Below are 23,945 nucleotides of genomic sequence, written 5' to 3'. Positions count from 1 at the left end.
CGATGCGCATCGAACGCAAGGGCGGCGGACCGTGGCTGAACGAGCACCGCTCGATCGCCACTTTCATGCGCCGCACCGTGGAAATCCACCAGGACGGCGAGCAGGACTTGGTCGACGCCCTGCGCCAGCGGCGCGCGGTGATGGGCGACCTCATCGCCTACGAGGCGGAGCGTGACCGCGAATTGTGCGTGACCGGCTCCGGCTGGTCGCAGAGCAAGGTCTTCCACGGCTTCTCCAGTCACGTCGAAACCGACGAGGATCACGGCATCTGGCCAGTTCCGGACAGCGCTTTCCGCGACGGGGTCGAGGGGCGCCAGCGCTATGTCATCGTCACCGGCGGGACCAAGATTTTCCGCCTGATGGACTGGCTCGGCAAGCCCGGCCGCGACCTGTCGCTGCGCACGGCAGGCTCGCACAAGGGACAGAGCATAGCCGGGCTGGCGGGCACCGGATCGCACGGCTCGACGCTGGGCGAGACGGGCTGCGAGGGTCATGTGCGCGCTGTCTTGCTCTCGACGGGAACGGGCGAGGCGGTGTGGCTGGCCGATCCTGCGCGGCCGGTATTGCGGGACGAATGGGTGGCGCAGTTCGCCAGCCTCGGCGATCCGGCGCACTTCGCTGCGGTGCAGGTCCACTTGGGCGGCATGGGCTTCGTCTCCGCCTATCTCCTCGAGGCGGTGGACGAGTTCTACTGCGGCCTCGTCAAGCGCGCCCGCCGCCTGCCCGCCGATTGGGGCGCGCTAGTCGCGCAGGGGCGCTTTGCCGAAGCCATGGGCGACATCGCGGAAGGCCGCGTGCCGCATTACTACGAGCTCACCTTCGACCCCTTCGCCAAGGACGGGCACGAGGTGCTCGAGACGATCTGGCTCAGGATCGATGCCGATGCCAAGCCCGCACTCGATGCGGAACCGGTCAGCCGCACCGGCTTCGAGGCGCTGGGCGAGCGCGCGGCCAAGGGACTGAAGGAAGCGAGCGAGAACCCGCTTGCGCACTTCATGATCGAGGCCAAGCTGCGCGACCTGATCGATGTGCCGGGCATGCTGTTCGAAGATTTCAAGGAACACGCCTGCGACGAGCGCGACGTGCCGCGCACGCTGTCCCAGCTGACGGCCGAATGGAAACCGCACCGCCTCTTCGGCCTGCGGGTCGACGTTTACAATGCGGCTTTCGCCTTGCCGCTCGATCGCTTGCCCGAAGCGCTGAAGATCGCGCGCGAAATGGCAGCCGGGACCGAAGAGAACATCCGCCATTTCAGCAAGGACTTCGTCTATACCGTGCGCTTTGCGAAGAAGAGCCCGGCGGCGATAGGCTTCCTGCGGTTCGAGGACAATGCCATCATCAATATCGACGGCCTGCCCAAGAATTTCCCGCTCGGCACCGATGCCCATGTGGCGGCGCAGCGCCTCCAGTACCTGCTCGGCAAGGCGGGCATCCCCTTCTCCATGCACTGGGGCAAGGATGCGCAGATGGATGCAAGCGCTATCGCTGCGCAGTACGGACCCGGCGTTGCCGCCTATCGCGCCGCGCGCACAGAATTGCTCGGCACCGACGCGGAGGTGTTCATCTCCCCTGCGCTTGAACGCTGGGGCCTTGCCTGACTATCAGCCGTGCGCGCCGAACAGGTTGGCGATCGCGGTCGAAATGCGCAGCGAGAGGCCGTGCGCCTGCTCGATCGGGTCGATGTAATTCGTGCGGATCGCATCGTAGCCTTCGCCCGCGCCGCGCGGATATTCACCGCCCTCGTCCATCGCGAAGTCGCTCTTTTGCGGAAAGCTGGTGGGATAGGCGCGGCGTAGCTGGGCGAGGGCCTCGTCCACCCGCAGGGTGAAGACCATCTCCAGCACGTCGGTCCGGCTGATGTCGTTGGCGCGGCTGAAGACCGGCACCGAGACGACTTTCAGGAACATGTGCTGCATCAGCGCAAGGCGCAGCGATTGCAGCACGCCGATGGTCCGGCGCACGCCTTCGCGTTCGGGATGCGGCTCCTCGTCGGGGACGAGGTCGAACAGGCGGTGCAGTTTCAGCGCATCGACCCTCAGGCGCGAGGCAAGGCGGCGGAAGACGCCGTTGCGGTCGTCCTGGATGAGATACTCCGCCAGCGTCTCGCAGGCGCGGGCGAGGTGGTCTTCCGTGCCGCGATAGGGGCGGCTGGCCCAGTATGCGGAATTGAACAGTTCGCCATAGGCGGCGACCGTCTTGATGCTGGCCAGCGCGTTGGAGGCGCGCACCAGTCGCATGATCTGCCGTCCGCGCGGGCTTTCGCGCAGCAGTTCGGCAATATCCTCGTAATTACTTTCCGCCGCGCTGCCGATGCCGGCGATGATGTTCACCGGATAGCCCAGCTGCTGGAGGATCGCGTTATGCGGGATGGCGCGGATCTGGCGCAGGCTCATCTCGCGGTCGGCATTGATGTCGCTCTGGCGGCGCGAAACGCGGCTGCCGGTCGTGTTGAGCAGGCCAAGGCCGAAGGCCGTGATCGCGCGGCTGTAGGTCCGGCTCTCAAGGTGTTCCTGCTGGTGGTCTTTGATCGCGCGGTAGAAATCGAGGCTGAGATCGGTGCGGCGGTAAAAGGCGTCCGCCGGAGCTTCGAGATCGCCGGTCGCAGGAGCCCGCTCGGCAATCTCCGACAGCGTCGCAAGCGCCAATTCGGGCGTCGAGAAGAACAGGTAGCCATCGCCCCCCTGGAAGCTCGCCTCGGGTTCGATGCGGATGCCTGCGCGGGCGAAACGGCGGCGCGCCCATGGGCTGAGCGGCCATTCGAGGCGGTCTTTGAAGCTCGCGGGATGCGCGCCGCGGCCCATGCCTTCGCCATGCGTGTTGAACACCAATGCGGCGACATCGGTTAGCCCGTTCGCGGCCATTGCTTCGGCGAGGCGGCCCTGCAGGCGCTCGATCGCGAGGCTGGCCGGGATCTGCCCGACGAACCGGCCGGCATCGGAAAAGCCGGTCTGGATGGCCACGCGTCCGCGTTTCCTTGCGTAGGCGCGGTAGTCCTCTTCCGCGAGCAGCGCGTCGAGGAAGCGGCCGCCATGTTCCAGAGCGCTTTCCGTCTCGAACAGGGGCGAGACATCGACCTTGTCCTCGATCCCGAACAGGCGCGCGAAGTAGAGCGCCGACAGCACGGTCGCGGGCTGTTCGCATTCGGCGACCAGCATGCGGATCGGTGCATCGGCGTCCACATGCTTGAGGATCTGCGCCATGGCGAGGAACTGGCGCACCGCGGTCGAGCTTTCGATCGCGAGCGAGGCAAAATTGGCCGACAGCGGCTTTGCCTCCGCCAGCAGGTCGCGCAGGGCACCCAGCGCGCCCTGGCTGCCGATATCCAGCTCCTCGCCATTCTCGATCCGCGTGCGGATGGCGTTGTGGAGCTGCTTGGCGTTCACGCGGAAATGGATATTCCCCATGCCAAGGCCATCGGCGCGCATCGCGGCGGCCAGCGTCTTCAATGCGACGGCCTCGTCGCCATCCGCCCCTGCGGCTTCCTCCTCGAGCTGCGCGATGACCGGCGCAAGGCTCAGCAGCTTGTCGGGGTCGCCCGCGGTCAGGCGGTTGGCGGCGGCAGACAGGTCCGCCGGCTTGCCGAGATCGCCGGCGAAATCCGCTGCGCTGCGCTCGGTATGCGTCTGGGCTGCGCGCAGCTTGCCGACCAGGCCGTGGCCTGCATCGATCGCGGCAAGGCTGTCGGCATAGCGACCGAGCCGCTCGGCCTTTTCGGCCAGGCGGAAACGGATCGAGGTATACCACTTGATGTCGGTGCGCCCGTCCATGTCGTAGCCGACCCAGCTGGCGAAACGGAACGGCAGCGGCTCGAGCTCGCGCCAGCGGTCCGGCCACTTCTTCGCTGCGCAGGACAGCAGCGAGGATACGAGCCGGTCGCGCGCATTCTGCGCATGGGCGAGCGCCTGCATCGCTTCGCCATGTTCATAGTCGAGCGTGATCGCGGTGCGCGTCCCGTCCGCTGCCTCGATGGTCCGGCCCGTGCTTGCCGCCTGCGCCACCGCGCGGGTCTGGCCGGGCGAGAGCAGGAAGGTCGGGTGCGCAGTAAAGACGACGTGCAGCTGCGGATTGGCCCAGTACGCCGCGAAATCCTCGAAACTGCCGGAGTCGCTGCAAAAGCCGTCGAGCCTGCTCGCCGCAGCGTCGGGCGTGACGAGACAGCGCAGCCGTTCGGCCCGTGCACCGAGCGATTCCGCCTCGAGCTCGCCCACCAGCTGCGCCACGTCCTCCAGCGACACGTCGCCCGCTTCCAGAGTGCGCGAGATATCGTGCGCCAGCTGGAAGACCGGGTTGAACAGCGGCGTTTCCTGCGTGCGCACGTGCAATTCGCGCAGGCGGTCGGCCAGCCGGTCGAAGGATAGCGGGGCAAGGTCGGTCAAACGCGAATTCTCCTGTCGTCTTTCAACTCACGAATGCGCGGCAAAGCGGTTCCCGAGTCAAGCGAAGGCGGCAAATGGCGGCATGAATAGGTTTGCGTTCGCGCAGATGTGCCAAGCGGGTGCTTCGCCCTTTACACCTGCCGCGTCATTCTCCACCCATTCCGGCACGTTAACCGCAAGCGCCAACCTTCCTGTCACGGCTTGCGGGCGATGCGTGGCCTCTGGGGCAGGAAACGGGATTTTATCATGAGCGACTGGACCATCGGCATCATCGGCGGATCGGGCCTTTATGCAATCGACGAGCTCGAGGATGCGCAGTGGATCGAGGTGAACTCGCCCTGGGGCGAGCCGTCCGACCAGATCCTGTGCGGCACGATCGGCCATGTGCGGGTGCGCTTCCTGCCGCGGCACGGGCGCGGGCATCCGATCATCCCTTCGAAGATCGAGGCGCGCGCCAATATCGATGCACTGAAGCGCGCAGGCTGTACCGATCTCCTCGCCATCAGTGCGGTCGGATCGCTGGCGGAAGACCTGCCGCCGGGCCGCTTCGTCACGGTCGACCAGTTCATCGACAATACCAAGGGCCGCCCGTCCACCTTCTTCGACAACGGCTTCGTCGCCCATGTGCCCTTCGGCGACCCGGTCTGCCCCCGCCTGTCGAAGCACATTGCCAAGGCGGTCGAAAAGGCCGGCGGCGATGTGACGCAGGGCGCGACCTATCTCGCCATGGAAGGCCCGCAGTTTTCCACCCGCGCGGAAAGCAAGCTCTACCGCCACTGGGGCGCCGAAGTGATCGGCATGACCGGCATGCCCGAGGCCAAGCTCGCCCGCGAGGCGGAGCTACCCTATGCCCTGCTCGCCATGGTGACCGACTGGGACAGCTGGCGTGATAACGAGGCGACCGTCGACGTGGCGGAGATCGTTGCGCAGATGCAGAAGAATTCCGAACTGGCGAAGAAGGCGCTGGTCGCATTCTGCAAGGGCCTGCCGAAAAAGCGCAATCCCTCGCCCATCGACCGCACGCTCGACGATGCGGTGATCACCGCACCTGCCCACCACGACAAGGAATTGATGGCCAAGCTCGACGCAGTCGCGGGCCGCCTGTTCCGCGCCCGATGAGCGAGCGCTTCGACCTCCTCGTCATCGGCGGCGGGATTAACGGCGCAGGCATCGCGCGCGATGCCGCCGGGCGCGGCCTGTCGGTGGCGCTGGTGGAGAAGGACGATCTCGCCTCCCACACCTCGTCGGCCAGCACCAAGCTGGTCCACGGCGGCCTGCGCTATCTCGAGAATTACGAATTTCGCCTTGTTGCGGAGAGCCTGCGCGAGCGCGAGGTGCTGCTTGCCAATGCGCCTCACATCATCTGGCCGCTGCGCTTCGTCCTGCCGCACGAGCCCGGCATGCGGCCCAAGTGGATGCTGCGCGCAGGCCTGTTCCTCTATGACCGGCTGGGCGGGCGGAAGACGCTGCCCAGCTCGCACCGGATCGATTTGCGCAAGGCCCCGCACCGCTCGATCCTGCAGGAACACCTGGTCGCAGGGTTCGAATATTCGGACTGCTGGGTGGAGGATTCGCGCCTTGTCGTGCTGACGGCGATGGACGCGCAGGAACGCGGCGCGAAGGTCTGGACGCGCACCGAATGCACCGCGCTCGACAGGCATGCCGACCACTGGGTGGCAACGCTCGTGGACGAAAACGGGGAGCGCAAAGTAGAGGCGCGGGCCGTGGTCAATGCCGCCGGCCCCTTCGTCGACCGCGTGGCGAAGCGCGCTCTCGGCAGCGGGACGCCCGCCCATCTGCGGCTGGTGAAGGGCAGCCACATCATCGTGCCGCGCGCCTATCCGGGCGACCATGCCTACATCTTCCAGCAGGCCGACGGGCGGATCGTCTTCGCCATCCCCTACGAGCGCGATTTCACGCTGATCGGCACGACCGACATGCTCTACGAAGGCGATCTGGACCGCGTTGAGATCAGCGAGGAAGAGAAGGCCTACCTGCGTGAGGCGGCGACCCAATACCTCAAGAGCGGGATCACCGAGGAAGACATCGTCCACACCTATGCCGGTGTCCGCCCGCTCTACGAGGACAATTCGAAGAGCAATTCGACCGTCACGCGCGATTACGTGTTCGAGCTGGAAACCGATGGCGGGGCGCCGATCCTGTCGGTCTATGGCGGCAAGATCACCACCTATCGCAAGCTCGCCGAACACGCGCTGGCCAAGCTCGGGCGGCACCTCCCGCTGCCATCCGGCCTGTGGACGCAAGACGCACCCCTGCCCGGCGGCGACATGGAGCGCGCCGACTTCGCCCGCTATCTGTGGAGCGCGAGCGAGCGCTATCCCTGGCTCCCGCCCGAAATGCTGCTGCGCCTTGCCCGCGCCTACGGGACGCGCCTCGACCGCGTGATCGGGTCCGCCACCTCGCTGGGCGAACTGGGCGAGCATTTCGGCGGCGATCTCTATGAGGCGGAGCTGCGCTACCTGCGTGATTTCGAATACGCCCGCAGCGCCGAAGACGTGCTGTGGCGCCGCAGCAAGCTGGGCCTGCACCTCCCTGCCGAAAGCGCCCCTGCCGTAGCGGAATGGTTCGCGCAGGCCTGAGGTCCGCAGGCACGGTTCACAAAGCTTGAAAGCGCCTGCGCGCGGGTCCAAGGGGCGCACGTCCACCCAAGCCCAACGGAGTCGCATGGCCTTGCACGATCCTGCCCGCCTTTCCCCCATCTCCCGCCAGTCGCTGCGCGAGGCCTATCGCGCAGAAGAAAACGCCTGCGTGGCAGAGCGTCTCGGCCAGGCCGGAAGGGCGAGCGAGAAGCATGGCGAGGCGGCTGCTCTGGCGGCAAAGCTGATCGAGGGCGCGCGGCGCCGCAAGGCGAGCGGGATCGACGCTTTCCTCCAGCAGTACGGCCTCGCAACCGAAGAAGGCGTGGCGCTGATGTGCCTTGCCGAAGCCCTGCTGCGCGTACCCGATGCCGCCACCGCCGACGCGCTGATCCGCGACAAGATCGGCGATATCGACTGGTCCGAACATCTCGGCGAAAGCTCCTCCACCTTCGTCAATGCGGCGACCTTCTCGCTGATGCTGACCGGCGAGGTGCTGGAACGCCCCGAAGAAGCGCAGAAAGGCATGCGCCGCACGCTCAAGAACGCCGTCACGCGGCTGGGCGAACCGGTCATCCGCAAGGCGACCTTGCAGGCCATGCGCATCCTCGGCGGCCAGTTCGTATACGGCCGCACGATCGACGAATCGCTCAAGCGAGCCGCACCCGAACGCGCCAAGGGGCTGACCCACAGCTTCGACATGCTCGGCGAAGGCGCGATGACTTTCGATGATGCCAAACGCTACCGCGCCAGCTACGAGCGCGCGATCGACCGGCTTGCGCGCGAAGGCACGGGCGATCCCCGGACCTCCCCCGGCATTTCGGTCAAGCTGTCGGCGTTGCATCCGAAATACACCTTCTTCCACGGCGAGAAGGCCGTGGCGGACCTGGTGCCGATGCTGCGCCCGCTGATCGCAAAGGCGCGCGATGCGAACATCCATTTCACCATCGATGCCGAGGAAGCCGACCGGCTGGAGCTGTCGATGGATATCATCGAGGCGCTGGCGCAGGATGATGCGCTGTTCATGCGCGCCGACGGCAGCCGCTACGAAGGCTTCGGCCTCGCCATCCAGGCCTACCAGAAGCGCGGTGTGCCGATGTGCGAATGGGTCGCCCGCCTTGCGCGCAAGTACGACCGCAAGTTCTTCGTCCGGCTGGTGAAGGGCGCTTACTGGGACACCGAGATCAAGGTGAGCCACGTGGGCGGCTTCACCGATTTTCCGGTTTTTACACGCAAGCTGGCGACCGACGTCAGCTACCTGGCCTGCGCGGACACGCTGTTTTCGGCAAGCGACGTGATCTATCCCGCCTTTGCCACGCACAACGCCTATACGGTGGGCGCGATCAAGGCGCTGGCAGGCAGCAAGCCGTTCGAATTCCAGCGCCTCCACGGCATGGGCGAGGACGTCTATGACGCGCTCGCTCAGGTTGAGGGCAACGCGCGCACCACCGTGCGGATCTATGCACCGACCGGCACGCACAAGGACCTACTCGCCTATCTGGTGAGGCGCCTACTGGAGAACGGGGCGAACAGCAGCTTCGTCAACCGCATGGCCGATGCCGAAGTGCCGGTGGCCGATCTCGTCACCGATCCGTGCGCCGACCTCAAGGCGCTGAAGCCTTATCGCAATCCGGCCATCGCGCTGCCGAAGGACATTTTCCCCAACCGCAAGAACTCGGCCGGGGTCGACTTGTCGGATCCGCTGGTGCGCGAGCCACTGCTCGACCGGCTCAATGCGCTGTCCACCCGCCACTGGCATGCCGAGCCGACCTTCGTGTCGGGTGCCGAGGGCGAGGTTGCCCCGATCAACAAGCCGCACGATCTGACTGCCGAAGTCGGCACGAGGCGGGATTCGCTCGACTTCGAGGTCGAGGAAGCGATCACCCGCGCGCTCGATATCCAGCCTGGCTGGAATGCACTGGGCGGCGAGAAGCGTGCCCTGCTCCTGGAAGAGGCAGCCGACCTGTTCGAGGCGCATACGGAGGAGTTCCTCTCGCTGTGCCAGCGCGAAGCCGGCAAGACCTTGCAGGATGCGGTGCTCGAACTGCGCGAGGCGGTCGACTTCCTGCGCTATTACGCGGTCGAGGCGCGGCGCCTGTTCTCGGCCCCGATCCCGCTGCCCGGCCCCACGGGCGAGGAAAACCGCCTGACCATGGCAGGGCGCGGCGTGTTCGCCACGATCAGCCCATGGAACTTCCCGCTCGCCATCTTCATCGGCCCGGCCGCAGCGGCGCTGGCAGCGGGCAATGCCGTCGTCGCCAAGCCTGCCGAACAGACCCCGCTGATCGCGGCGCTGGCCGTCAGGTTGTGTCACGAGGCGGGCATTCCGGAAGAAGCCTTCCAGATCCTGCCGGGCGCAGGCGATGTGGGCGAGATGATTACCTCCGACCCGCGAATCGCTGGCGTGGCCTTCACCGGCTCGAGCCAGACCGCGCAGGCGATCAACCGCAGCCTCGCCTCGCGCGACGGGCCGATCGCGACCTTCATCGCCGAGACCGGCGGGCAGAATGCGATGATCGTCGATTCCACCGCGCTGCCTGAACAGGTCACGCGCGATGTCGTTGCCTCTGCTTTCCAGAGCGCGGGCCAGCGCTGTTCGGCGCTGCGCGTCCTGCACATCCAGGACGAGGTCTACGATTCCATGCTGCACATGATCCGCGGCGCGTTCGAGGCGCTGACCGTGGGGGATCCGGAAGATCTGGCGACCGATGTCGGCCCGGTCATCGACCCTGACGCCAAGGCCGCGCTCGAACGCCATGTCGCCCGCCGCAAGAAGGCCGGGCGGCAGGTCTGGCGCCGCCGCCTGCACAAGGGCGCGAGTGCCGGTTGCTATGTCGCGCCCACCATCATCGAGATGGATTCGATCCTCGACCTGAAGCGCGAGAACTTCGGGCCCGTACTGCATGTCGTGCGCTACAAGGCGGTGGACCTCGGCCGCGTGGTCGAGGAAATCAATGCCACCGGTTATGGCCTCACACTCGGCCTCCACAGCCGCAACGACGATACGCGCGCCTTCGTCGAAGCGCGGGCGCGGGTCGGCAATTTCTACGTCAACCGCAACCAGATCGGCGCGGTGGTGGAAAGCCAGCCCTTCGGAGGAGAGGGCCTGTCAGGCACCGGTCCCAAGGCGGGCGGTCCGCACTATGTCGCCCGGTTCGCGACCGAACGGGTGGTCTGCATCGACACGACCGCGGCAGGCGGCAACGCCACCCTGCTGGCGAGCTGAGCGACACAAGCCATTGCGAAACCATGGCGGGCTGGCATAAACCGCCCCCATGGTTCGCACCCTCCGGCATTTCCTCGTCCTGCTCGCGCTTGCCTGGTCCTCGCTCGCCGCGGCGGAAGTCCAGATCACCTTCCATTCCTTCAACGGGTCGGTGATCGCGGGGCGCTATCCGCATACTTTCATCTCGATGGAAGGGACGCTGGAAGACGGCACCGCGGTCAAGGAGAACTACGGTTTTTCGGCCAAGCGCGCGTCGATTGCCGTGCTGCGCGGGCCGGTCGAACACATCATCATGACCGAGAAGGAGAAGTGGCTGACCAAGACCAACCGCCATTTCACCCTGACCATGAATGATGCCCAGTACTGGAAGGTGCGCAAGCTGGTGTCCGAATGGCGCGATGCGCCGGGCAAGTTCTACGATCTCGACACGCGCAACTGCATACATTTCGTAGGCGAGATCGGCCGGATCCTCGGTTTGAAGGTCGCCTATCCGGAAGACATGCTGCGCAAGCCCAAGGCATGGCTCAACCACATCACGAAAATGAACCCGGTGCTGCGCGCCAAGGTGATCGACTAGGCCGCTGCGGCCTGTGCGCGTTGTTCCGACAATATGCCCCAGCCGGCCAGGAACAGGCCTGCCACCAGCGGTCCGATGACGATGCCCGATAGCCCGAACAATGCGATCCCGCCGAGCGTGGTGACAAGGATCAGCCAGTCCGGAATGCCCGTGTCGCGGCCCACGAGGATCGGGCGCAGGACATTGTCGATCATGCCGATCAGCGCGACGCCGGACACAATCACGACGATACCCTGCCAGATCGCGCCGGTCGCTAGCAGGTAGATTGCGGCCGGCACCCAGACGATGGCCGGGCCGACTGCCGGCAGCAGCGAAGCGATCGCCATGATCACGCCCAGCAGCAGCACGGACGGGATACCGACGATCGAGAATGTGATTGCGCCCAGCGCGCCCTGCACGAGGCCGACGACGACCGAACCCTTAATCGTGGCGCGCACGATGCCGAGGAACCGTGCTGCCAGCCGGTCGGCAATGCCGCGTTCGAAGGGAAGCGCGTCCAGCACGCTTTCCCCGATCGCACGTCCGTCGCGCAGCAGGAAGAAGGTCACGTAGAGCCCGATGGCAAGGGCCAACACGAAGCCGAACACGCTGCCGCCGATGGCCAGCGCCTGCTGCGCGATGAGGCCGAGACTGGCCTGCGCGAATTCCTGTGCACGCTGCTGCAGCGCGCCGAGATTGCCCCAGCCCGAGGCTTCGAGCGAGGCCTGGATATTGGCAGGCAGGGCGGCGAACACCTGGTCGAACCACATGCTGACGTCGATCCGGCCTTCCTGAAAGGCGACGACCAGCCCGGCGGCCTCGTCCACCACGGCACTGCCGATCCAGAAGGTCGGCAGGATCACCGCCACGAAGATGACGCCCAACGTCAGCAGCGTCGCCAGCGTGTCTCGGCCCGGCAGGCGGGCGAGGAACCAGCGCAGCAGCGGCTGGAACATGATCGCCGCCAGCGCTGCCCACAGCAGCGGCTGGAAAAACGGCAGGACGATGACGAGCAGCGCCAGCGTGACCAGCGCGAGGAACAGCAGGAAGCCGCCCTCCTCGATCGAACCCTTGCCCGGCTGTTCCATTCCGCCCCCTGCGACCGGCCTAAACGTCGAGGTTGGCGACGTTGAGCGCGTTCGCCTGGATGAATTCGCGGCGCGGTTCGACCACGTCGCCCATCAGGCGGGTGAAGATCTCGTCGGTCACGTCGGCATCCTCGACCTTGACCTGCAGCAGCGCACGGTTGTCGGGATCGAGCGTGGTCTCCCACAGCTGCTCGGCGTTCATTTCGCCAAGGCCTTTGTAGCGCTGGATCTTCTGGCCCTTGCGCCCGGCGGCCATGACCGTGTCGAGCAGTTGGGTGGGCAGGGTGATCGCATCGCTGCCGGCAAAAGCGGGTGCCTCATTGTCGCCATCATCGCCGCTGTCGGCATCGACGGCGTCCGCATCGTCGCTCTCGCCCTTCACGAGGCGGATGGGAGCGGCATAGACCTCGGCGTGTTCGCCTGCGACGCGGTGCAGCTTGCGCGCCTCGGCGCTTTCGAGGAAGGCCGGCTCGATCTCGTGCACGTCGGTGACGCCGCGCCACAGGCGGCTGAAACGCACGATGCCGTCGCTGCCGATCTCGGCTGACCACTTCGCTTCCGGATCGCCCATCTGCAGGTGCGCGGCCGCACGGGTCAGCGCGTCGGCGCGGTTGCCGGCCGGGTCGAGCGCGCCGGTCAGTGCCATCGCCTCGATCAGTTCCGGCTTGTACTTGCGCGGCACGAAGGCGAACAGATTGCGCATGCGCAGGCCGTGTTCGACCAGCTGGTGCATGCCGGTTGCAGGGATCGTGCCCTCGCGCGTTTCGAGATAGTGGCCGGACAGCCCCTGGTCGATCAGGTAGCGGTCGTAGGCAGCCTGGTCCTTCAGGTAGACCTCGCTCTTGCCGCGCGTCACCTTGTAGAGCGGCGGTTGCGCGATGAAGAGGTGCCCGGCTTTCACGATTTCCGGCATCTGGCGGTGGAAGAACGTCAGTAGCAGCGTGCGGATATGCGCGCCGTCGACGTCTGCGTCGGTCATGATGACGATCTTGTGGTAGCGCAGCTTTTCGAGGTTGAACTCGTCGCGCAGGCCCGTGCCCATCGCCTGGATCAGCGTGCCCACTTCCTTGGACGAGATGATCCGGTCGAAGCGCGCGCGTTCAACGTTCAGGATTTTGCCCTTCAGCGGCAGGATCGCCTGCGTCTTGCGGTCGCGGCCCTGCTTGGCGCTGCCGCCTGCCGAATCACCCTCGACCAGGAAGAGTTCGCAGTTCTCGGGATTGCGGTCCTGGCAGTCGGCGAGCTTGCCCGGCAGCGAGGCCACGCTCATCGCGCCCTTGCGGCTCATCTCGCGGGCGCGGCGCGCGGCTTCGCGGGCGGCGGCGGCATCGATGACCTTCTGGACGATGGCCTTCGCCTCGTTCGGGTTTTCCTCCAGCCATTCGCCCATCTTCTCGCCCATCAGGCTTTCGAGCGGCTGGCGCACTTCGGAGGAGACCAGCTTGTCCTTGGTCTGGCTGGAGAACTTGGGATCGGGCAGCTTGACCGACACGATGGCGGTCAGGCCTTCGCGCATGTCCTCGCCCGACAGGCTCACCTTTTCCTTCTTCATGAGGCCCGAAGAGGTGGCGTAATTGTTCAGCGTGCGGGTCAGCGCCGCGCGGAAAGCCGCAAGGTGGGTGCCGCCGTCACGCTGCGGGATGTTGTTGGTGAAGCACAGGACGTTCTCGTAATAGCTGTCGTTCCATTCGAGAGCCACGTCGATGCCGATGCCGTCCTTCTCCGCGCTCACCGCGATCGGGTCGGACACCAGCGCCTGCTTGTTGCGGTCGAGCCATTTCACGAAGGCCGCGATGCCGCCTTCGTAGAACAGATCGTGCTGCTGCACTTCCTCGTGGCGCTTGTCGCGCAGCAGGATGCGCACGCCCGAATTGAGGAAGGCGAGTTCGCGGTAGCGGTGTTCCAGCTTGTCGAAATCGAACTCGATGACGTTCTTGAAGGTCTCTTCCGAGGCCTTGAAGGTGACGCGCGTGCCCTTTTTGAGGCCGTTGTCGTCGCCGTTCGAATTTACCGGCGGCGCGTCGCCCACGATGCGCAGGCTTTCCACGGCATCGCCGTGTTCGAAGCGCATCCAGTGTTCCTTGCCGTCGCGCCAGATGGTCAGTTCGAGCCATTCCGACAGCGCGTTGACGACCGAGACGCCCACGCCGTGGAGGCCGCCCGACACCTTGTAGGCATTGTCGTCCGAGGTGTTCTCGAACTTACCACCCGCGTGTAGCTGGGTCATGATGACCTCGGCTGCCGAGACTCCTTCTTCCTTGTGCATGTCGACCGGGATACCGCGGCCGTTGTCTTCCACGCTGACGGAGCCATCGGGGTTGAGTTCGATCAGCACGAGGTCGCAGTGGCCCGCCAGAGCTTCGTCGATGGCGTTGTCGGACACCTCGAAAACCATGTGGTGCAGGCCCGATCCGTCATCGGTGTCGCCGATGTACATGCCGGGGCGTTTGCGCACGGCGTCGAGGCCCTTGAGGACCTTGATCGAATCCGCGCCGTATTCGCCGTTCTGGCGCTTTTTTTCGGGGGTTGCCGGGGTGTCGTTTTCCATGCCGATTATATAGGCGCGAGGGGCAAAAACCGAAAGGTGCCGCCCTGTCTTTCTTCCACAGGCAATTGCGCTAGGATGCGGGCCGAAACAGGGGGAGAATGACGATGCGCGGGATGGTCCTTGCAGGGGTTGGCGCGGGTCTTGCGGTACTGGCGGCGCCCATGCCCGCAGAGGCGCAGGAAGCAGGCGGGCTGCGGCCCGACCAGAAGGAATTCCGCGACCTGTTCGAAGAGCTGGTCGAAACCGACACCTCGCTCAGCAACGGCAGCTGCACGCTGGCAGCGGAGCGCATGGCCGATCGGCTGCGCAAGGCAGGCTTTCCCGAAGACCGGCTGACCCTGTTCGCTACGGCCGAGGCGCCGCGCGAAGGCGGGCTTGTGGCAGTTTATCCGGGCACCTCGGATACGCTCAAGCCGCTGCTCGCCATTGCCCATATCGACGTGGTCGAGGCCAAGCGCGAAGATTGGCAGCGTGATCCCTTCACCCTGTTCGAGGAGGACGGCTACCTCTATGCGCGCGGCGTGTCCGACGACAAGGCGATGGCAGCCACGCTGGTCGATACACTGATCCGTTTCCAGAAAACGGGCTACAAGCCGCAGCGCACGGTCAAGATCGCGCTGACCTGCGGCGAGGAAACCAACGGTGCCTTCAACGGCGTGGAATGGCTGGTGAACAACCGGCGCGAGCTGATCGACGCCGAATTCGCCATCAACGAAGGCGGCGGCGGCACGGCGGACGAAAACGGCAATGTCGTCGAGCAGACCATCCAAGTGGGCGAGAAGATCTTCGCCAATTACGTCCTCGAATTCGCCAATCCGGGCGGCCACAGCTCGGTCCCGCGGCCGGACAATGCCATCACCCAGCTGGCCCATGCGCTGGTGAGGATCGGCGAGCACCGCTTCCCGCTCGAATTCAACGAGACCAACCGGACCTATTTCCGCCTCGCGGGTGCCGGACGCGGGGATGCGATCGGCGATGCCATGGTGGCTTTGGCCAACGACCCGACCAATGCCGAGGCGGAAGCCGTGGTCAATGCCGACCCCTTCCTCCATTCGAACCTGCGCACGACCTGCGTTGCGACCATGCTGGACGCCGGCCACGCCCGCAATGCGCTGGCGCAGCGGGCGCTGGCGAACGTCAACTGCCGCATCTTCCCCGGCAACACGATCGAGGCGGTCGGCGAGGAACTGGCGCGGATCGCTGGCGAGGAAGGAATGAAGATAACCATCCTCGAACCGCGCCGGCCCGCCCCGCCGCAGCCGCCGATGGACGAGCGCATCCTCGGGCCCTCGCGCGAACTGGTCGAACGGTATTTCCCGGGCGTCCCGCTCGTACCGGTTATGTCCAACGGTTACACCGATTCCACCTTCCTGACCGCGACCGGCATCCCGAGCTACGGCGTGCCCGGTGGATGGGGCGATCCGGACGGCAACGGGGTTCACGGGCTGAACGAGCGCATCAGCGTGCGCTCGCTCTATGTCGGGCGCGATTTCCTGTTCGACCTCGTCAAGGCGCTGGCGAATCCGGACTGACCGGCATCGCCGCTTGACGCTACGGCAGCGGCAGCGCAGGGCGCGACTATGCTTTCTGTGCTCGATATTTTCCGGATCGGCATCGGTCCGTCCTCTTCGCACACCGTGGGTCCGATGCGGATCGGTGCGCTCTTCGTGCGCGCGCTGGCCAAGCGCGGAAAACTCGAGGACGTCGCGCGGATCGCGGTCGAACTCCAGGGCTCGCTGGCGCTGACGGGAGTCGGGCACGGCACTGTCGATGCGAGCGTGCTCGGCCTTGCCGGTTTCGTGCCCGATCGGACCTGTCCGGACGAAGCGGCGGCGACGTTGGCGCAGATCCGCGCCGAGATGCGCCTCATGCTGGGCGGCAGGCACGCCATCGCCTTCGATCCGGCAAAGGATATCGATCTCGCCGGTCACATCATTCCCGACCTCCATCCCAACGGCATGAAGCTGGTGGCGCGCGATGCTGCGGGCGCGGCCTTGCTGGAGCGGACCTATTATTCGACCGGCGGGGGTTTCGTCGCGTCCGAAGCGCAGCTCAAGCGCAAGCCCCGCAACGACCGCGTGGAAACCGGCACCAGCGTGCCACACGATTTCGGCTCGGCAGAGGAATTGCTGGCCCGCTGCGATCAGGAAGGCCTCTCGGTCGCCGAGCTGGTGCTGGCCAACGAGGATGCCTTCCGTCCGCGCGAGAAGACGCTGGCGGGCATCGACCTGATTGCCCAGGCGATGGACCAGTGCATCGACCGCGGCCTTGCCCAGCGCGGCATCCTGCCCGGCGGGCTCAAGGTCGAACGCCGCGCACCGGACCTGTGGGACAAGCTGTCGGCCAATCCCCAGTCCAACGAGCGCGAGCAATTGTTCGACTGGCTCAACTGCTTCGCCATGGCGGTGAACGAGGAAAATGCGGCAGGCGGCCGCGTCGTCACCGCGCCGACCAATGGCGCGGCAGGGATCATCCCCGCGGTCATCCGCTTCTACTGCGTGACCTCTGACGAGAGCCCTTGCCGCGACAGCCGCCGGACCTTCCTGCTGACCGCAGGGGCCATCGGCCTGCTCTACAAGCAGCGCGCCAGTATTTCGGGCGCGGAAATGGGCTGCCAGGGCGAGGTGGGCGTCGCTTGCTCCATGGCAGCGGGTGGCCTTGCCGCGCTGTGGGGCGCATCGCCCGCGCAGGTCGCGAGCGCGGCGGAAATCGGGATGGAACACAATCTCGGCCTGACCTGCGATCCCGTAGGCGGTCTGGTGCAGGTCCCCTGTATCGAGCGCAATGCCATCGGCGCGGTGAAGGCGGTGAACGCCGCGCGCCTCGCGCTACACCGGACCGGCGCGGAAAGCTGCGTCAGCCTCGATCAGGTGATCGAGACGATGCGTCAGACCGGCATCGACATGTCGAGCAAGTACAAGGAAACCAGCCAGGGCGGGCTGGCCGTGAACGTCATCGAATGCTGACCGCCGCGCTGGGCGGTTCTGCAGGCTAGGCGGCGACGCTTTCGCGTGCGTGACCGGCGATCTCGGCGGCGAGTTCGTCGATGAGGTCGAGCGGGAGGTCATGGCCCCAGCCCGGGATCGTCTTCAGTTTCGCGTCGGGAATGCATTCCGCCGTGTGGCGCCCACCTTCGCACGGGACCAGGGGATCGTCCTCGCCGTGGAGCACCAGCGTCGGCACGCGCACGTCGCGCAGCATCGTGCTGCGGTCGCCGTCGGCAACGATGGCGGACAGGTGCCGGGTCGGGCCTTCGGGGTAGAAGCTGCGCCTGACGCTGGCGAGCGTGCGTTCGCGCAGCCGTTCCTCGGGCGAAGGATAGCCGGGCGAGCCGATGGTGCGCGCCAGCATGATGCCGTGCGCGACCAGCGCTTCTTCCTCGGTGCTCTTGGGCCGCGTTACCAGCGCCTGCAGCGCTTCCTTGCGCGCCGGCGGCAGCTTGGCATGGCCGGTGGTGGAGAAGACCTGCGTGAAGCTGAGGCAGCGGTCGGGATACTTGTGCGCGACGTGCTGGGCGATCATGCCGCCCATGCTGGCCCCGACGATGTGCGCGCGCTCGATTTCCAGCGCGTCGAGCAGGCCCACGCCGTCGGCCGCCATGTCGGCCAGCGTATAGGGGACGCGCGGAGTAAGGCCGAGCTTGCCCATCAGCGTCATCTTGACGAGGCCGGGCGCCTTCACGCCGTCGAACTTGTGGCTGAGGCCGATGTCGCGATTGTCGTAGCGGATGACGCGGTAACCGTGCCCTGCAAGCGCCTCGACCAGTTCGTCCGGCCACAGGGTCAGCTGTGCGCCGAAGCCCATGATGAGCAGCATGGCGGGATCATTGCTGTTGCCATGCTCTTCGTAATGGATGTCGATCCCGTTGGCCTTGGTGATGGGCACGCCTGCGCTCTCCTTCGCTAGTGCAATCCTGTTGCTGCACATGACCGCATTCCGGCCCGCTTGTCTATCGCTGGAAAGGTGCGCCGGAAGGCCGGGGAATGGGGTGTCGTAAACTTACAAGACGAAATCCGGCAATTTGCTATGTATTTACGCGAATTTCGGGGGGGTGCTTGGATGGAACGGCGGGGCGCAGAGCGCTACGAAGCGTCTTCCACAGTCGAATATTCGTCGGCCGAATGTCGCGGTGAAGCGCAGATCCTGGATCTGTCGCTCGCTGGTTGCCGCCTGCGCGGCCTGGGCGAAGGCATCTCTCGCGGGGACGAGGTCGAACTGCAGCTTCCGGCCGGCATGACGGCTACCGGCACCGTCTGCTGGATCGAGGACAGTCTTGCCGGTGTAAAGTTCGCCGTTCCCATCAGCATGGCGACGCTCGACTATTTCCGTTTCGCCGACGGCATCACCGTGACCGACGATGCGGATTTCGACCGCTTCGGCCGCCGCCTGCCGCCCCTGGGCGCAAGGGCCAGCAGCAGCCTTTAAGGACTGTCTAGGGCACCAGCACCGTGTCGCGCGCGACGGGGTCCGTTTCCGGATAATCGAGAATGAAATGCAGCCCGCGGCTCTCGTGCCGCTTGAGGGCGCTGCTGACGATGAGCCCTGCGCATTCGAGCAGGTTGCGCAGTTCGATGAGGTCCGTGGTCACGCGGAAGTGGCCGTAATAATCCTCCACCTCCTCGCGCAGCAGGCGGATGCGGTGCGCGGCGCGTTCGAGGCGCTTGGTTGTGCGCACGATACCGACATAGTTCCACATGAAGCGTCGGATTTCGGTCCAGTTCTGTTTGATGACCACTTCTTCGTCGGAATCGGTCACGCGGCTTTCGTCCCACGGCAGGATTTCCGGCGGTTCGTCGAGCTGGTCCCAGCAGCGCAGGATGTCCTTTGCCGCCGCCTCGCCGAAGACGAAGCATTCGAGCAGCGAGTTCGATGCGAGGCGGTTCGCGCCGTGCAGCCCGCTCTCGGTACATTCGCCCGCCGCCCACAGGCCGGGCAGGTCGGTGCGCGCATCGAGGTCCACTTTCACCCCGCCGCAGGTGTAATGCTGGGCGGGGACGACCGGGATCGGCTGCTTCGTCATGTCGATGCCGAGGCCGAGCAGCTTCTCGTGGATCGTGGGGAAATGCTCCTTCACGAATTCGGGCGGCTGGTGGCTGATGTCGAGATGGACATAGTCTAGGCCGTAACGCTTGATCTGGTCGTCGTTCGCGCGCGCCACGATGTCGCGCGGGGCAAGCTCCATGCGCTCCGCGTCGTATTTCTCCATGTATCGTTCGCCCGTCACCGGGTTGAACAGGCGTCCGCCCTCTCCGCGCACGGCCTCCGTGATGAGGAAGTTCTTGACCTCGAGATTGTAGAGGCAGGTCGGGTGGAACTGCATCATCTCCATGTTGGAGACGCGCGCACCGGCCCGCCACGCCATCGCGATGCCGTCTCCGGTCGCGCCGCGCGGTGCGGTCGAGAACAGGTAGACGCGGCCTGCCCCGCCTGCGGCCAGCACGGTCGCCTTCGCAAGATGGGCGACGACCTTGCCGCTCTCCTCGTCCAGCGCATAGGCGCCCCAGACGCGGCCGGATCCCGAATAGTCCTTCTGGTTGCGGCCTGTGATGAGGTCGATGCAGCTCTGGTTGGGCAGCAGCGTGATATTCGGATTTTCCTCCGCCGCCTTGAGCAGGGCGGCCTGTACCGCCCAGCCGGTCGCATCGTTCACATGGACGATGCGGCGGTGCGAGTGGCCTCCTTCGCGGGTGAGGTGGAGGTCGCCCTCTTCGCGGTTGAACGGCACGCCCAGTTCGCACAATCGGTCGATCGCCGCAGGGGCGCGTTCGATGACGAATTCGACCGTCTCGAGATCGTTGAGGCCGGCGCCTGCTACCATCGTGTCGTGGATGTGGTTTTCGAACGTGTCGCCTGCATCAAGCACGGCCGCGATGCCGCCCTGTGCCCAAGCGGTCGAGCCGCTGGTCAGCTTGCCTTTCGCAAGCACCAGCACCTTCTTGTGCTGGGCGATTTCGAGCGCGGCGGTGAGGCCTGCTGCCCCTGATCCGATGACGAGGACGTCGTGTTTCATGGGGCCGTGTCATGCCCATGCAATCGCCATGCGGCAAGCACAGAACGCCTCGCCGATTCCCCGCTTAACACCGCGGATTTGCGCGGTATGCGAGCGTTAACAGGGGTCCCGGGACTTTGGAGGGTCGCAAAAAAATGAAAATGGGTCTGCTTGCCTGCGCCTTCGGGCGCCACGCCGTCGATCATGCCAACATGCGCAAGTCGGGCGGCATGCATGTCGGCAAATGCAAATGCTGCAAGACACCGATGGAAGAAATCGAACCGCACGTCTGGGGCGTGATCCGGGTGAAGGACGCAGGGCTCGGCCCGCGCAACTTCGTCTGAGGATCAGCCCGAACCGGTAAGCTGGACGAAGACATCCTCGAGGTCCGCCTCGCGGGTGGTCACGTCCTCGATACCGTAGCCATGCGACTGGACGAGCGCGAGCACCTGGCCCGCGCTCGCCTTGTCGCGGTCGTAGGTGATGTCGAGCCGGCGCGGCTCGACCACGTCGGCGCGAAGGAAGGCTTCTTCCATGATCGGCCCGCCGAGATCCTTGTCTACCGTGACGGAGACGATCTTTTCGCGTGCCATGCCGACCAGCTCGCGGGTCGGCTTGTTGGCGATGAGTTCGCCGTGGTTGATGATGGCGATGCGGTCGCACAGTTGCTCCGCCTCCTCGAGGTAGTGCGTGGTCAGGACCACGGTGACGCCTTCGTCGTTCAGTTCCTGCACCAGTTCCCACAGCTGGCGGCGCAGTTCGACGTCGACGCCCGCGGTCGGCTCGTCGAGCACGAGAATCGGCGGAGAATGGACCATGGCCTTGGCGATGAGCAGGCGGCGCTTCATCCCGCCCGATAGCGTGCGGGCATAGGCATCGCGCTTGTCGGCAAGGTGGACGGCGGCAAGGAGTTCCTCGCTGCGCCGGTCCTTCTTGCCGATGCCGTAGAAGCCACCCTGGTTTTCCAGCACCTCGAACGGCGTGAAGAAGGGATCGAAGACGATTTCCTGCGGCACGATTCCGATCGACCGCTTGGCATTGCGGGGGTTGTCGTCGATGTCGAAACCCCAGATTTCCGCGCTTCCGGAAGTCTTGCGGACAAGGCCTGCAAGGATGTTGATCAGCGTTGACTTGCCCGCGCCATTGGGGCCGAGCAGGCCGAAGACGCCGCCCTGCGGCACGTCGAAACTGACGCCCTTCAGCGCCAGCTTGGGCGGCTCTCCGGGACCGGGCGGGGCATATTCCTTGACGAGGTTGTCGATGCGGATCGCAGAAGGCGTGGTCATGCAGCGTGACCTAGGCTCTTGAGCGCCTCCGTCAAACCTATTATCGGCCCCTCTCATGAGCCTGCCTCCTCCCGAAGTGTCCAAGGTCACCACGCGCCGCGTGTGGTGCGACGGTGCAACCGACATCCGCAGCGGTGAAAATTACAAGCCGATCGCGCTCGGCCATCCCAAGGTCTACCTCGAGATCGACGAGCATGGCTATGTCGACTGCGGCTATTGCGACCGCCGCTTCGTCCTCGAAGGCGGTCCGGCGGACGGGGTTGACCAGTCCACCCTGATGGACATTTCCGAAGGCGGCGATCCGGGCCACCGGTAAGCCCACTCGCTTATCGCGCGCGAGGTCCCTACATTGGCTGGCATGACGCAAGCCAACGACCCCCACGCACTCCTATACGGCACGAAACTGGACCCGGCAGACGCGCAGCGCCTGACGCGCCAGCTGCTCTCGTCCTGCGATGACGGGGAGCTGTATCTCCAGTTCATCGCGTCCGAGGCCTTCGGCTTCGACGACGGGCGGCTCAAGACGGCCGACTACAGCCGCGATTCGGGGTTCGGCCTGCGCGGCGTGTCGGGCGAGATGACCGGCTTTGCCCATGCCAACGAGATCAGCGCGGCGGCGATCGCGCGCGCGGGCGAGACGCTCAAGCTGCTCGATGCGACGAAGAATCCGCTGGCTGCCCCGCCCGAGCGGACCAACCGCCACCTCTACACCGATGCCTGCCCGCTCGACCTCGTGCCCTTTGCCGAAAAGGTCGCGCTGCTGGAAAAGATCGACTCGGTCGCCCGCGCGAAGGATCCTCGCGTGGCGCAGGTGTCCGCCAGCCTCGCCGCCAGCTGGAGCGTGGTCGAGATCGTGCGTCCCGACGGCCATGTCGCGCGCGACATCCGCCCGCTGGTGCGGCTCAACGTTTCGGTCGTCGCCGAACAGAACGGGCGGCGCGAAACGGGCTCTTACGGCTTCGGCGGACGCCATCTCTACGACCGCCTGTTCGACGAGGGCGCGTGGATGTACGCCATCGACGAGGCAGTGCGCCAGGCGCTGGTGAACCTCGAAAGCATTGCCGCCCCGGCGGGCGAGAAGACCGTCCTGCTCGGCCCCGGCTGGTGCGGCGTGCTGCTGCACGAGGCAGTCGGCCACGGGCTTGAAGGCGATTTCAACCGCAAGGGCACCAGCGCGTTTTCGGGCCGCATCGGCGAACGCGTGGCCTCGCCCGGCGTGACGGTAATCGATGACGGTTCGCTCGCCGACCGGCGCGGCTCGCTCACCATCGACGACGAGGGCACGCCCACGCGCGAAACGGTGCTGATCGAGGACGGCATCCTGAAGGGCTACATGCAAGACCGCCTCAATGCGCGGCTGATGGGCGCCGAGCCGACCGGCAACGGTCGCCGCGAAAGCTACCAGCACGCGCCGATGGTGCGCATGACCAATACCTTCATGCAGGGCGGGCAGGACGATCCTGAAGAACTGCTGAGCCGGGTGGAAGACGGCATCTATGCCACCAGCTTCGGCGGCGGCCAAGTCGACATCACCAGCGGGAAGTTCGTCTTCGCCTGCACGGAAGCCTACAAGGTCGAGAAGGGCAAGGTCGTCGCCCCGATCAAGGGCGCGACGCTGATCGGCGACGGGCCCAGCGTGCTGACGCGCGTGAAGGGCATCGGCAACGACATGGCGCTCGACCAAGGCGTAGGCATGTGCGGCAAGGGCGGGCAGAGCGTGCCTGCCGGCGTCGGCCAGCCCAGCCTGCTGATCGACGGGATCACGGTAGGCGGCACCGGCTGAGCGCTGCCAGGGCTCGACTCATCGCCGGTTCATTTAGGCCATGATACAAGGTTATATCCTTCAAGGAGACTCGCGATGATCAGACGCCTTGCTCTTGCTTCCGCCGCCCTCGGCCTGCTGGCCGCCCCCGTCGCTCACGCCGAAGAACAGGCCGAGATGACCAAGGGCGAGGCCAAGCTCGCCAAGATGCTCGAAGGCCGCGTTGCGGGTAAGCCGGAAAGCTGCATCACGATGATCGGTTCGCGTCCGCTGACGCGGATCGACGAGACCGCGCTGGTCTACAAGTCGGGCAACACGATCTGGGTGAACTACACCAAGACCCCCGACGCGATCGACGACAGCGACTACATGGTGATCCGGAAGTTCAGCGGTTCGCAGCTGTGCCGCAGCGACCAGATCACCACGCGCGACCGCTTCTCGGACATGTACACCGGCTTCATCTTCCTCGATGATTTCGTTCCCTACCGCCTTGCCGACAAGGAAGGCGAAGGCTGAC

The 23,945-nt window shown here is 65.7% G+C and carries 18 protein-coding genes; 12 read left to right on the top strand and 6 right to left on the bottom strand.

Annotation, left to right across the window (positions count from 1 at the left end):
- The first annotated feature begins 2 nt into the window (after positions 1-2).
- On the top strand, positions 3-1,598 hold the full coding sequence (locus tag GRI42_RS10505; RefSeq protein ID WP_160608444.1) for an FAD-binding oxidoreductase: 1,596 nt from the start codon (positions 3-5) through the stop codon (positions 1,596-1,598).
- Between the two features lie 3 nt (positions 1,599-1,601).
- Here the strand turns inward: GRI42_RS10505 and GRI42_RS10500 are convergent, their stop codons facing one another.
- The gene (locus GRI42_RS10500) at positions 1,602-4,376 is read right to left on the bottom strand and encodes a phosphoenolpyruvate carboxylase (RefSeq protein ID WP_160608443.1); all 2,775 of its coding nucleotides are present in this window, start codon (positions 4,374-4,376) and stop codon (positions 1,602-1,604) included.
- Positions 4,377-4,622: 246 nt separating this feature from the next.
- Between GRI42_RS10500 and mtnP the strand changes: the two genes are divergently transcribed.
- The 4 genes from mtnP (at position 4,623) to GRI42_RS10480 (ending at position 10,776) form a co-directional block, all read left to right on the top strand.
- On the top strand, positions 4,623-5,495 hold the full coding sequence (gene mtnP / locus GRI42_RS10495; protein WP_160608442.1) for an S-methyl-5'-thioadenosine phosphorylase: 873 nt from the start codon (positions 4,623-4,625) through the stop codon (positions 5,493-5,495).
- Entirely contained in the window at positions 5,492-6,976 is a 1,485-nt protein-coding gene (glpD, locus tag GRI42_RS10490; protein WP_160608441.1) for a glycerol-3-phosphate dehydrogenase, read from the top strand. Before mtnP ends, glpD begins: the two co-directional genes overlap by 4 nt.
- Before the next feature lie 85 nt (positions 6,977-7,061).
- Positions 7,062-10,199, top strand: a complete 3,138-nt coding sequence (gene putA / locus GRI42_RS10485) for a bifunctional proline dehydrogenase/L-glutamate gamma-semialdehyde dehydrogenase PutA (RefSeq protein WP_160608440.1) — start codon at positions 7,062-7,064, stop codon at positions 10,197-10,199.
- A gap of 49 nt (positions 10,200-10,248) precedes the next feature.
- Positions 10,249-10,776, top strand: a complete 528-nt coding sequence (locus tag GRI42_RS10480) for a hypothetical protein (protein ID WP_160608439.1) — start codon at positions 10,249-10,251, stop codon at positions 10,774-10,776.
- Here the strand turns inward: GRI42_RS10480 and GRI42_RS10475 are convergent.
- Together GRI42_RS10475 and gyrB are read right to left on the bottom strand one after the other, a co-directional pair.
- A complete protein-coding gene (locus tag GRI42_RS10475) occupies positions 10,773-11,843 on the bottom strand; it encodes an AI-2E family transporter (RefSeq protein ID WP_160608438.1) in 1,071 nt (356 codons plus the stop codon). The two genes, GRI42_RS10480 and GRI42_RS10475, sit on opposite strands and share 4 nt — an antisense overlap.
- A 19-nt stretch (positions 11,844-11,862) precedes the next feature.
- Positions 11,863-14,391, bottom strand: a complete 2,529-nt coding sequence (gene gyrB, locus GRI42_RS10470) for a DNA topoisomerase (ATP-hydrolyzing) subunit B (RefSeq protein ID WP_160608437.1) — start codon at positions 14,389-14,391, stop codon at positions 11,863-11,865.
- 104 nt (positions 14,392-14,495) lie between these two features.
- Between gyrB and GRI42_RS10465 the strand changes: the two genes are divergently transcribed.
- Positions 14,496-15,923: a M20/M25/M40 family metallo-hydrolase gene (locus GRI42_RS10465; protein WP_160609181.1), complete on the top strand. Its 1,428-nt coding sequence runs from the start codon at positions 14,496-14,498 to the stop codon at positions 15,921-15,923.
- A 48-nt stretch (positions 15,924-15,971) separates the two neighbouring features.
- The gene (locus GRI42_RS10460) at positions 15,972-17,357 is read left to right on the top strand and encodes an L-serine ammonia-lyase (protein ID WP_160608436.1); all 1,386 of its coding nucleotides are present in this window, start codon (positions 15,972-15,974) and stop codon (positions 17,355-17,357) included.
- Between the two features lie 25 nt (positions 17,358-17,382).
- Here the strand turns inward: GRI42_RS10460 and GRI42_RS10455 are convergent, their stop codons facing one another.
- Positions 17,383-18,276: an alpha/beta fold hydrolase gene (locus tag GRI42_RS10455; protein WP_325065325.1), complete on the bottom strand. Its 894-nt coding sequence runs from the start codon at positions 18,274-18,276 to the stop codon at positions 17,383-17,385.
- Between the two features lie 174 nt (positions 18,277-18,450).
- Between GRI42_RS10455 and GRI42_RS10450 the strand changes: the two genes are divergently transcribed.
- Positions 18,451-18,816 carry a PilZ domain-containing protein gene (locus tag GRI42_RS10450; RefSeq protein WP_160608434.1) on the top strand — a complete coding sequence of 122 codons (366 nt, stop codon included), beginning with the start codon at positions 18,451-18,453 and terminating at the stop codon, positions 18,814-18,816.
- Positions 18,817-18,823: 7 nt separating this feature from the next.
- On the opposite strand, the gene nadB is transcribed toward GRI42_RS10450, so the two are convergent.
- Positions 18,824-20,401 carry an L-aspartate oxidase gene (nadB, locus tag GRI42_RS10445; protein ID WP_160608433.1) on the bottom strand — a complete coding sequence of 526 codons (1,578 nt, stop codon included), beginning with the start codon at positions 20,399-20,401 and terminating at the stop codon, positions 18,824-18,826.
- A 134-nt stretch (positions 20,402-20,535) separates the two neighbouring features.
- On the opposite strand from nadB, the gene GRI42_RS10440 reads away from it, so the two are divergent.
- On the top strand, positions 20,536-20,724 hold the full coding sequence (locus GRI42_RS10440; protein ID WP_160608432.1) for a hypothetical protein: 189 nt from the start codon (positions 20,536-20,538) through the stop codon (positions 20,722-20,724).
- Between the two features lie 3 nt (positions 20,725-20,727).
- On the opposite strand, the gene GRI42_RS10435 is transcribed toward GRI42_RS10440, so the two are convergent.
- Positions 20,728-21,666 (bottom strand): ABC transporter ATP-binding protein, encoded by a 939-nt coding sequence (locus GRI42_RS10435; RefSeq protein ID WP_160608431.1) that lies wholly within the window; start codon positions 21,664-21,666, stop codon positions 20,728-20,730.
- 55 nt (positions 21,667-21,721) lie between these two features.
- Between GRI42_RS10435 and GRI42_RS10430 the strand changes: the two genes are divergently transcribed.
- From GRI42_RS10430 to GRI42_RS10420, 3 genes are all read left to right on the top strand, one after another.
- On the top strand, positions 21,722-21,982 hold the full coding sequence (locus GRI42_RS10430; RefSeq protein ID WP_090476750.1) for a zinc-finger domain-containing protein: 261 nt from the start codon (positions 21,722-21,724) through the stop codon (positions 21,980-21,982).
- A 42-nt stretch (positions 21,983-22,024) separates the two neighbouring features.
- Complete coding sequence (gene tldD / locus GRI42_RS10425) at positions 22,025-23,449, top strand: metalloprotease TldD (RefSeq protein ID WP_160608430.1); 1,425 nt, start codon at positions 22,025-22,027, stop codon at positions 23,447-23,449.
- Between the two features lie 75 nt (positions 23,450-23,524).
- Positions 23,525-23,944, top strand: coding sequence for a hypothetical protein (locus GRI42_RS10420; RefSeq protein WP_160608429.1), 420 nt, complete (start codon positions 23,525-23,527; stop codon positions 23,942-23,944).
- Position 23,945: the final 1 nt, after the last annotated feature.

Source organism: Qipengyuania gaetbuli (genome assembly GCF_009827315.1).
In the GTDB taxonomy this organism is placed as follows: Bacteria; Pseudomonadota; Alphaproteobacteria; order Sphingomonadales; family Sphingomonadaceae; genus Qipengyuania; species Qipengyuania gaetbuli.
This window is presented reverse-complemented; position numbering and strand designations above follow the sequence as displayed.

Bases quoted from the DNA above. Each gene is read 5' to 3' on its own strand.
- nadB (WP_160608433.1), bottom strand. From the start codon at position 20,401: ATGAAACACGACGTCCTCGTCATCGGATCAGGGGCAGCAGGCCTCACC.
- GRI42_RS10465 (WP_160609181.1), top strand. From the start codon at position 14,496: ATGCGCGGGATGGTCCTTGCAGGGGTTGGCGCGGGTCTTGCGGTACTG.
- putA (WP_160608440.1), top strand. From the start codon at position 7,062: ATGGCCTTGCACGATCCTGCCCGCCTTTCCCCCATCTCCCGCCAGTCG.
- GRI42_RS10475 (WP_160608438.1), bottom strand. From the start codon at position 11,843: ATGGAACAGCCGGGCAAGGGTTCGATCGAGGAGGGCGGCTTCCTGCTG.
- gyrB (WP_160608437.1), bottom strand. From the start codon at position 14,391: ATGGAAAACGACACCCCGGCAACCCCCGAAAAAAAGCGCCAGAACGGC.
- GRI42_RS10505 (WP_160608444.1), top strand. From the start codon at position 3: ATGCGCATCGAACGCAAGGGCGGCGGACCGTGGCTGAACGAGCACCGC.
- mtnP (WP_160608442.1), top strand. From the start codon at position 4,623: ATGAGCGACTGGACCATCGGCATCATCGGCGGATCGGGCCTTTATGCA.
- glpD (WP_160608441.1), top strand. From the start codon at position 5,492: ATGAGCGAGCGCTTCGACCTCCTCGTCATCGGCGGCGGGATTAACGGC.
- GRI42_RS10430 (WP_090476750.1), top strand. From the start codon at position 21,722: ATGAGCCTGCCTCCTCCCGAAGTGTCCAAGGTCACCACGCGCCGCGTG.
- GRI42_RS10480 (WP_160608439.1), top strand. From the start codon at position 10,249: ATGGTTCGCACCCTCCGGCATTTCCTCGTCCTGCTCGCGCTTGCCTGG.
- GRI42_RS10440 (WP_160608432.1), top strand. From the start codon at position 20,536: ATGAAAATGGGTCTGCTTGCCTGCGCCTTCGGGCGCCACGCCGTCGAT.
- GRI42_RS10420 (WP_160608429.1), top strand. From the start codon at position 23,525: ATGATCAGACGCCTTGCTCTTGCTTCCGCCGCCCTCGGCCTGCTGGCC.
- GRI42_RS10450 (WP_160608434.1), top strand. From the start codon at position 18,451: ATGGAACGGCGGGGCGCAGAGCGCTACGAAGCGTCTTCCACAGTCGAA.
- tldD (WP_160608430.1), top strand. From the start codon at position 22,025: ATGACGCAAGCCAACGACCCCCACGCACTCCTATACGGCACGAAACTG.
- GRI42_RS10435 (WP_160608431.1), bottom strand. From the start codon at position 21,666: ATGACCACGCCTTCTGCGATCCGCATCGACAACCTCGTCAAGGAATAT.
- GRI42_RS10460 (WP_160608436.1), top strand. From the start codon at position 15,972: ATGCTTTCTGTGCTCGATATTTTCCGGATCGGCATCGGTCCGTCCTCT.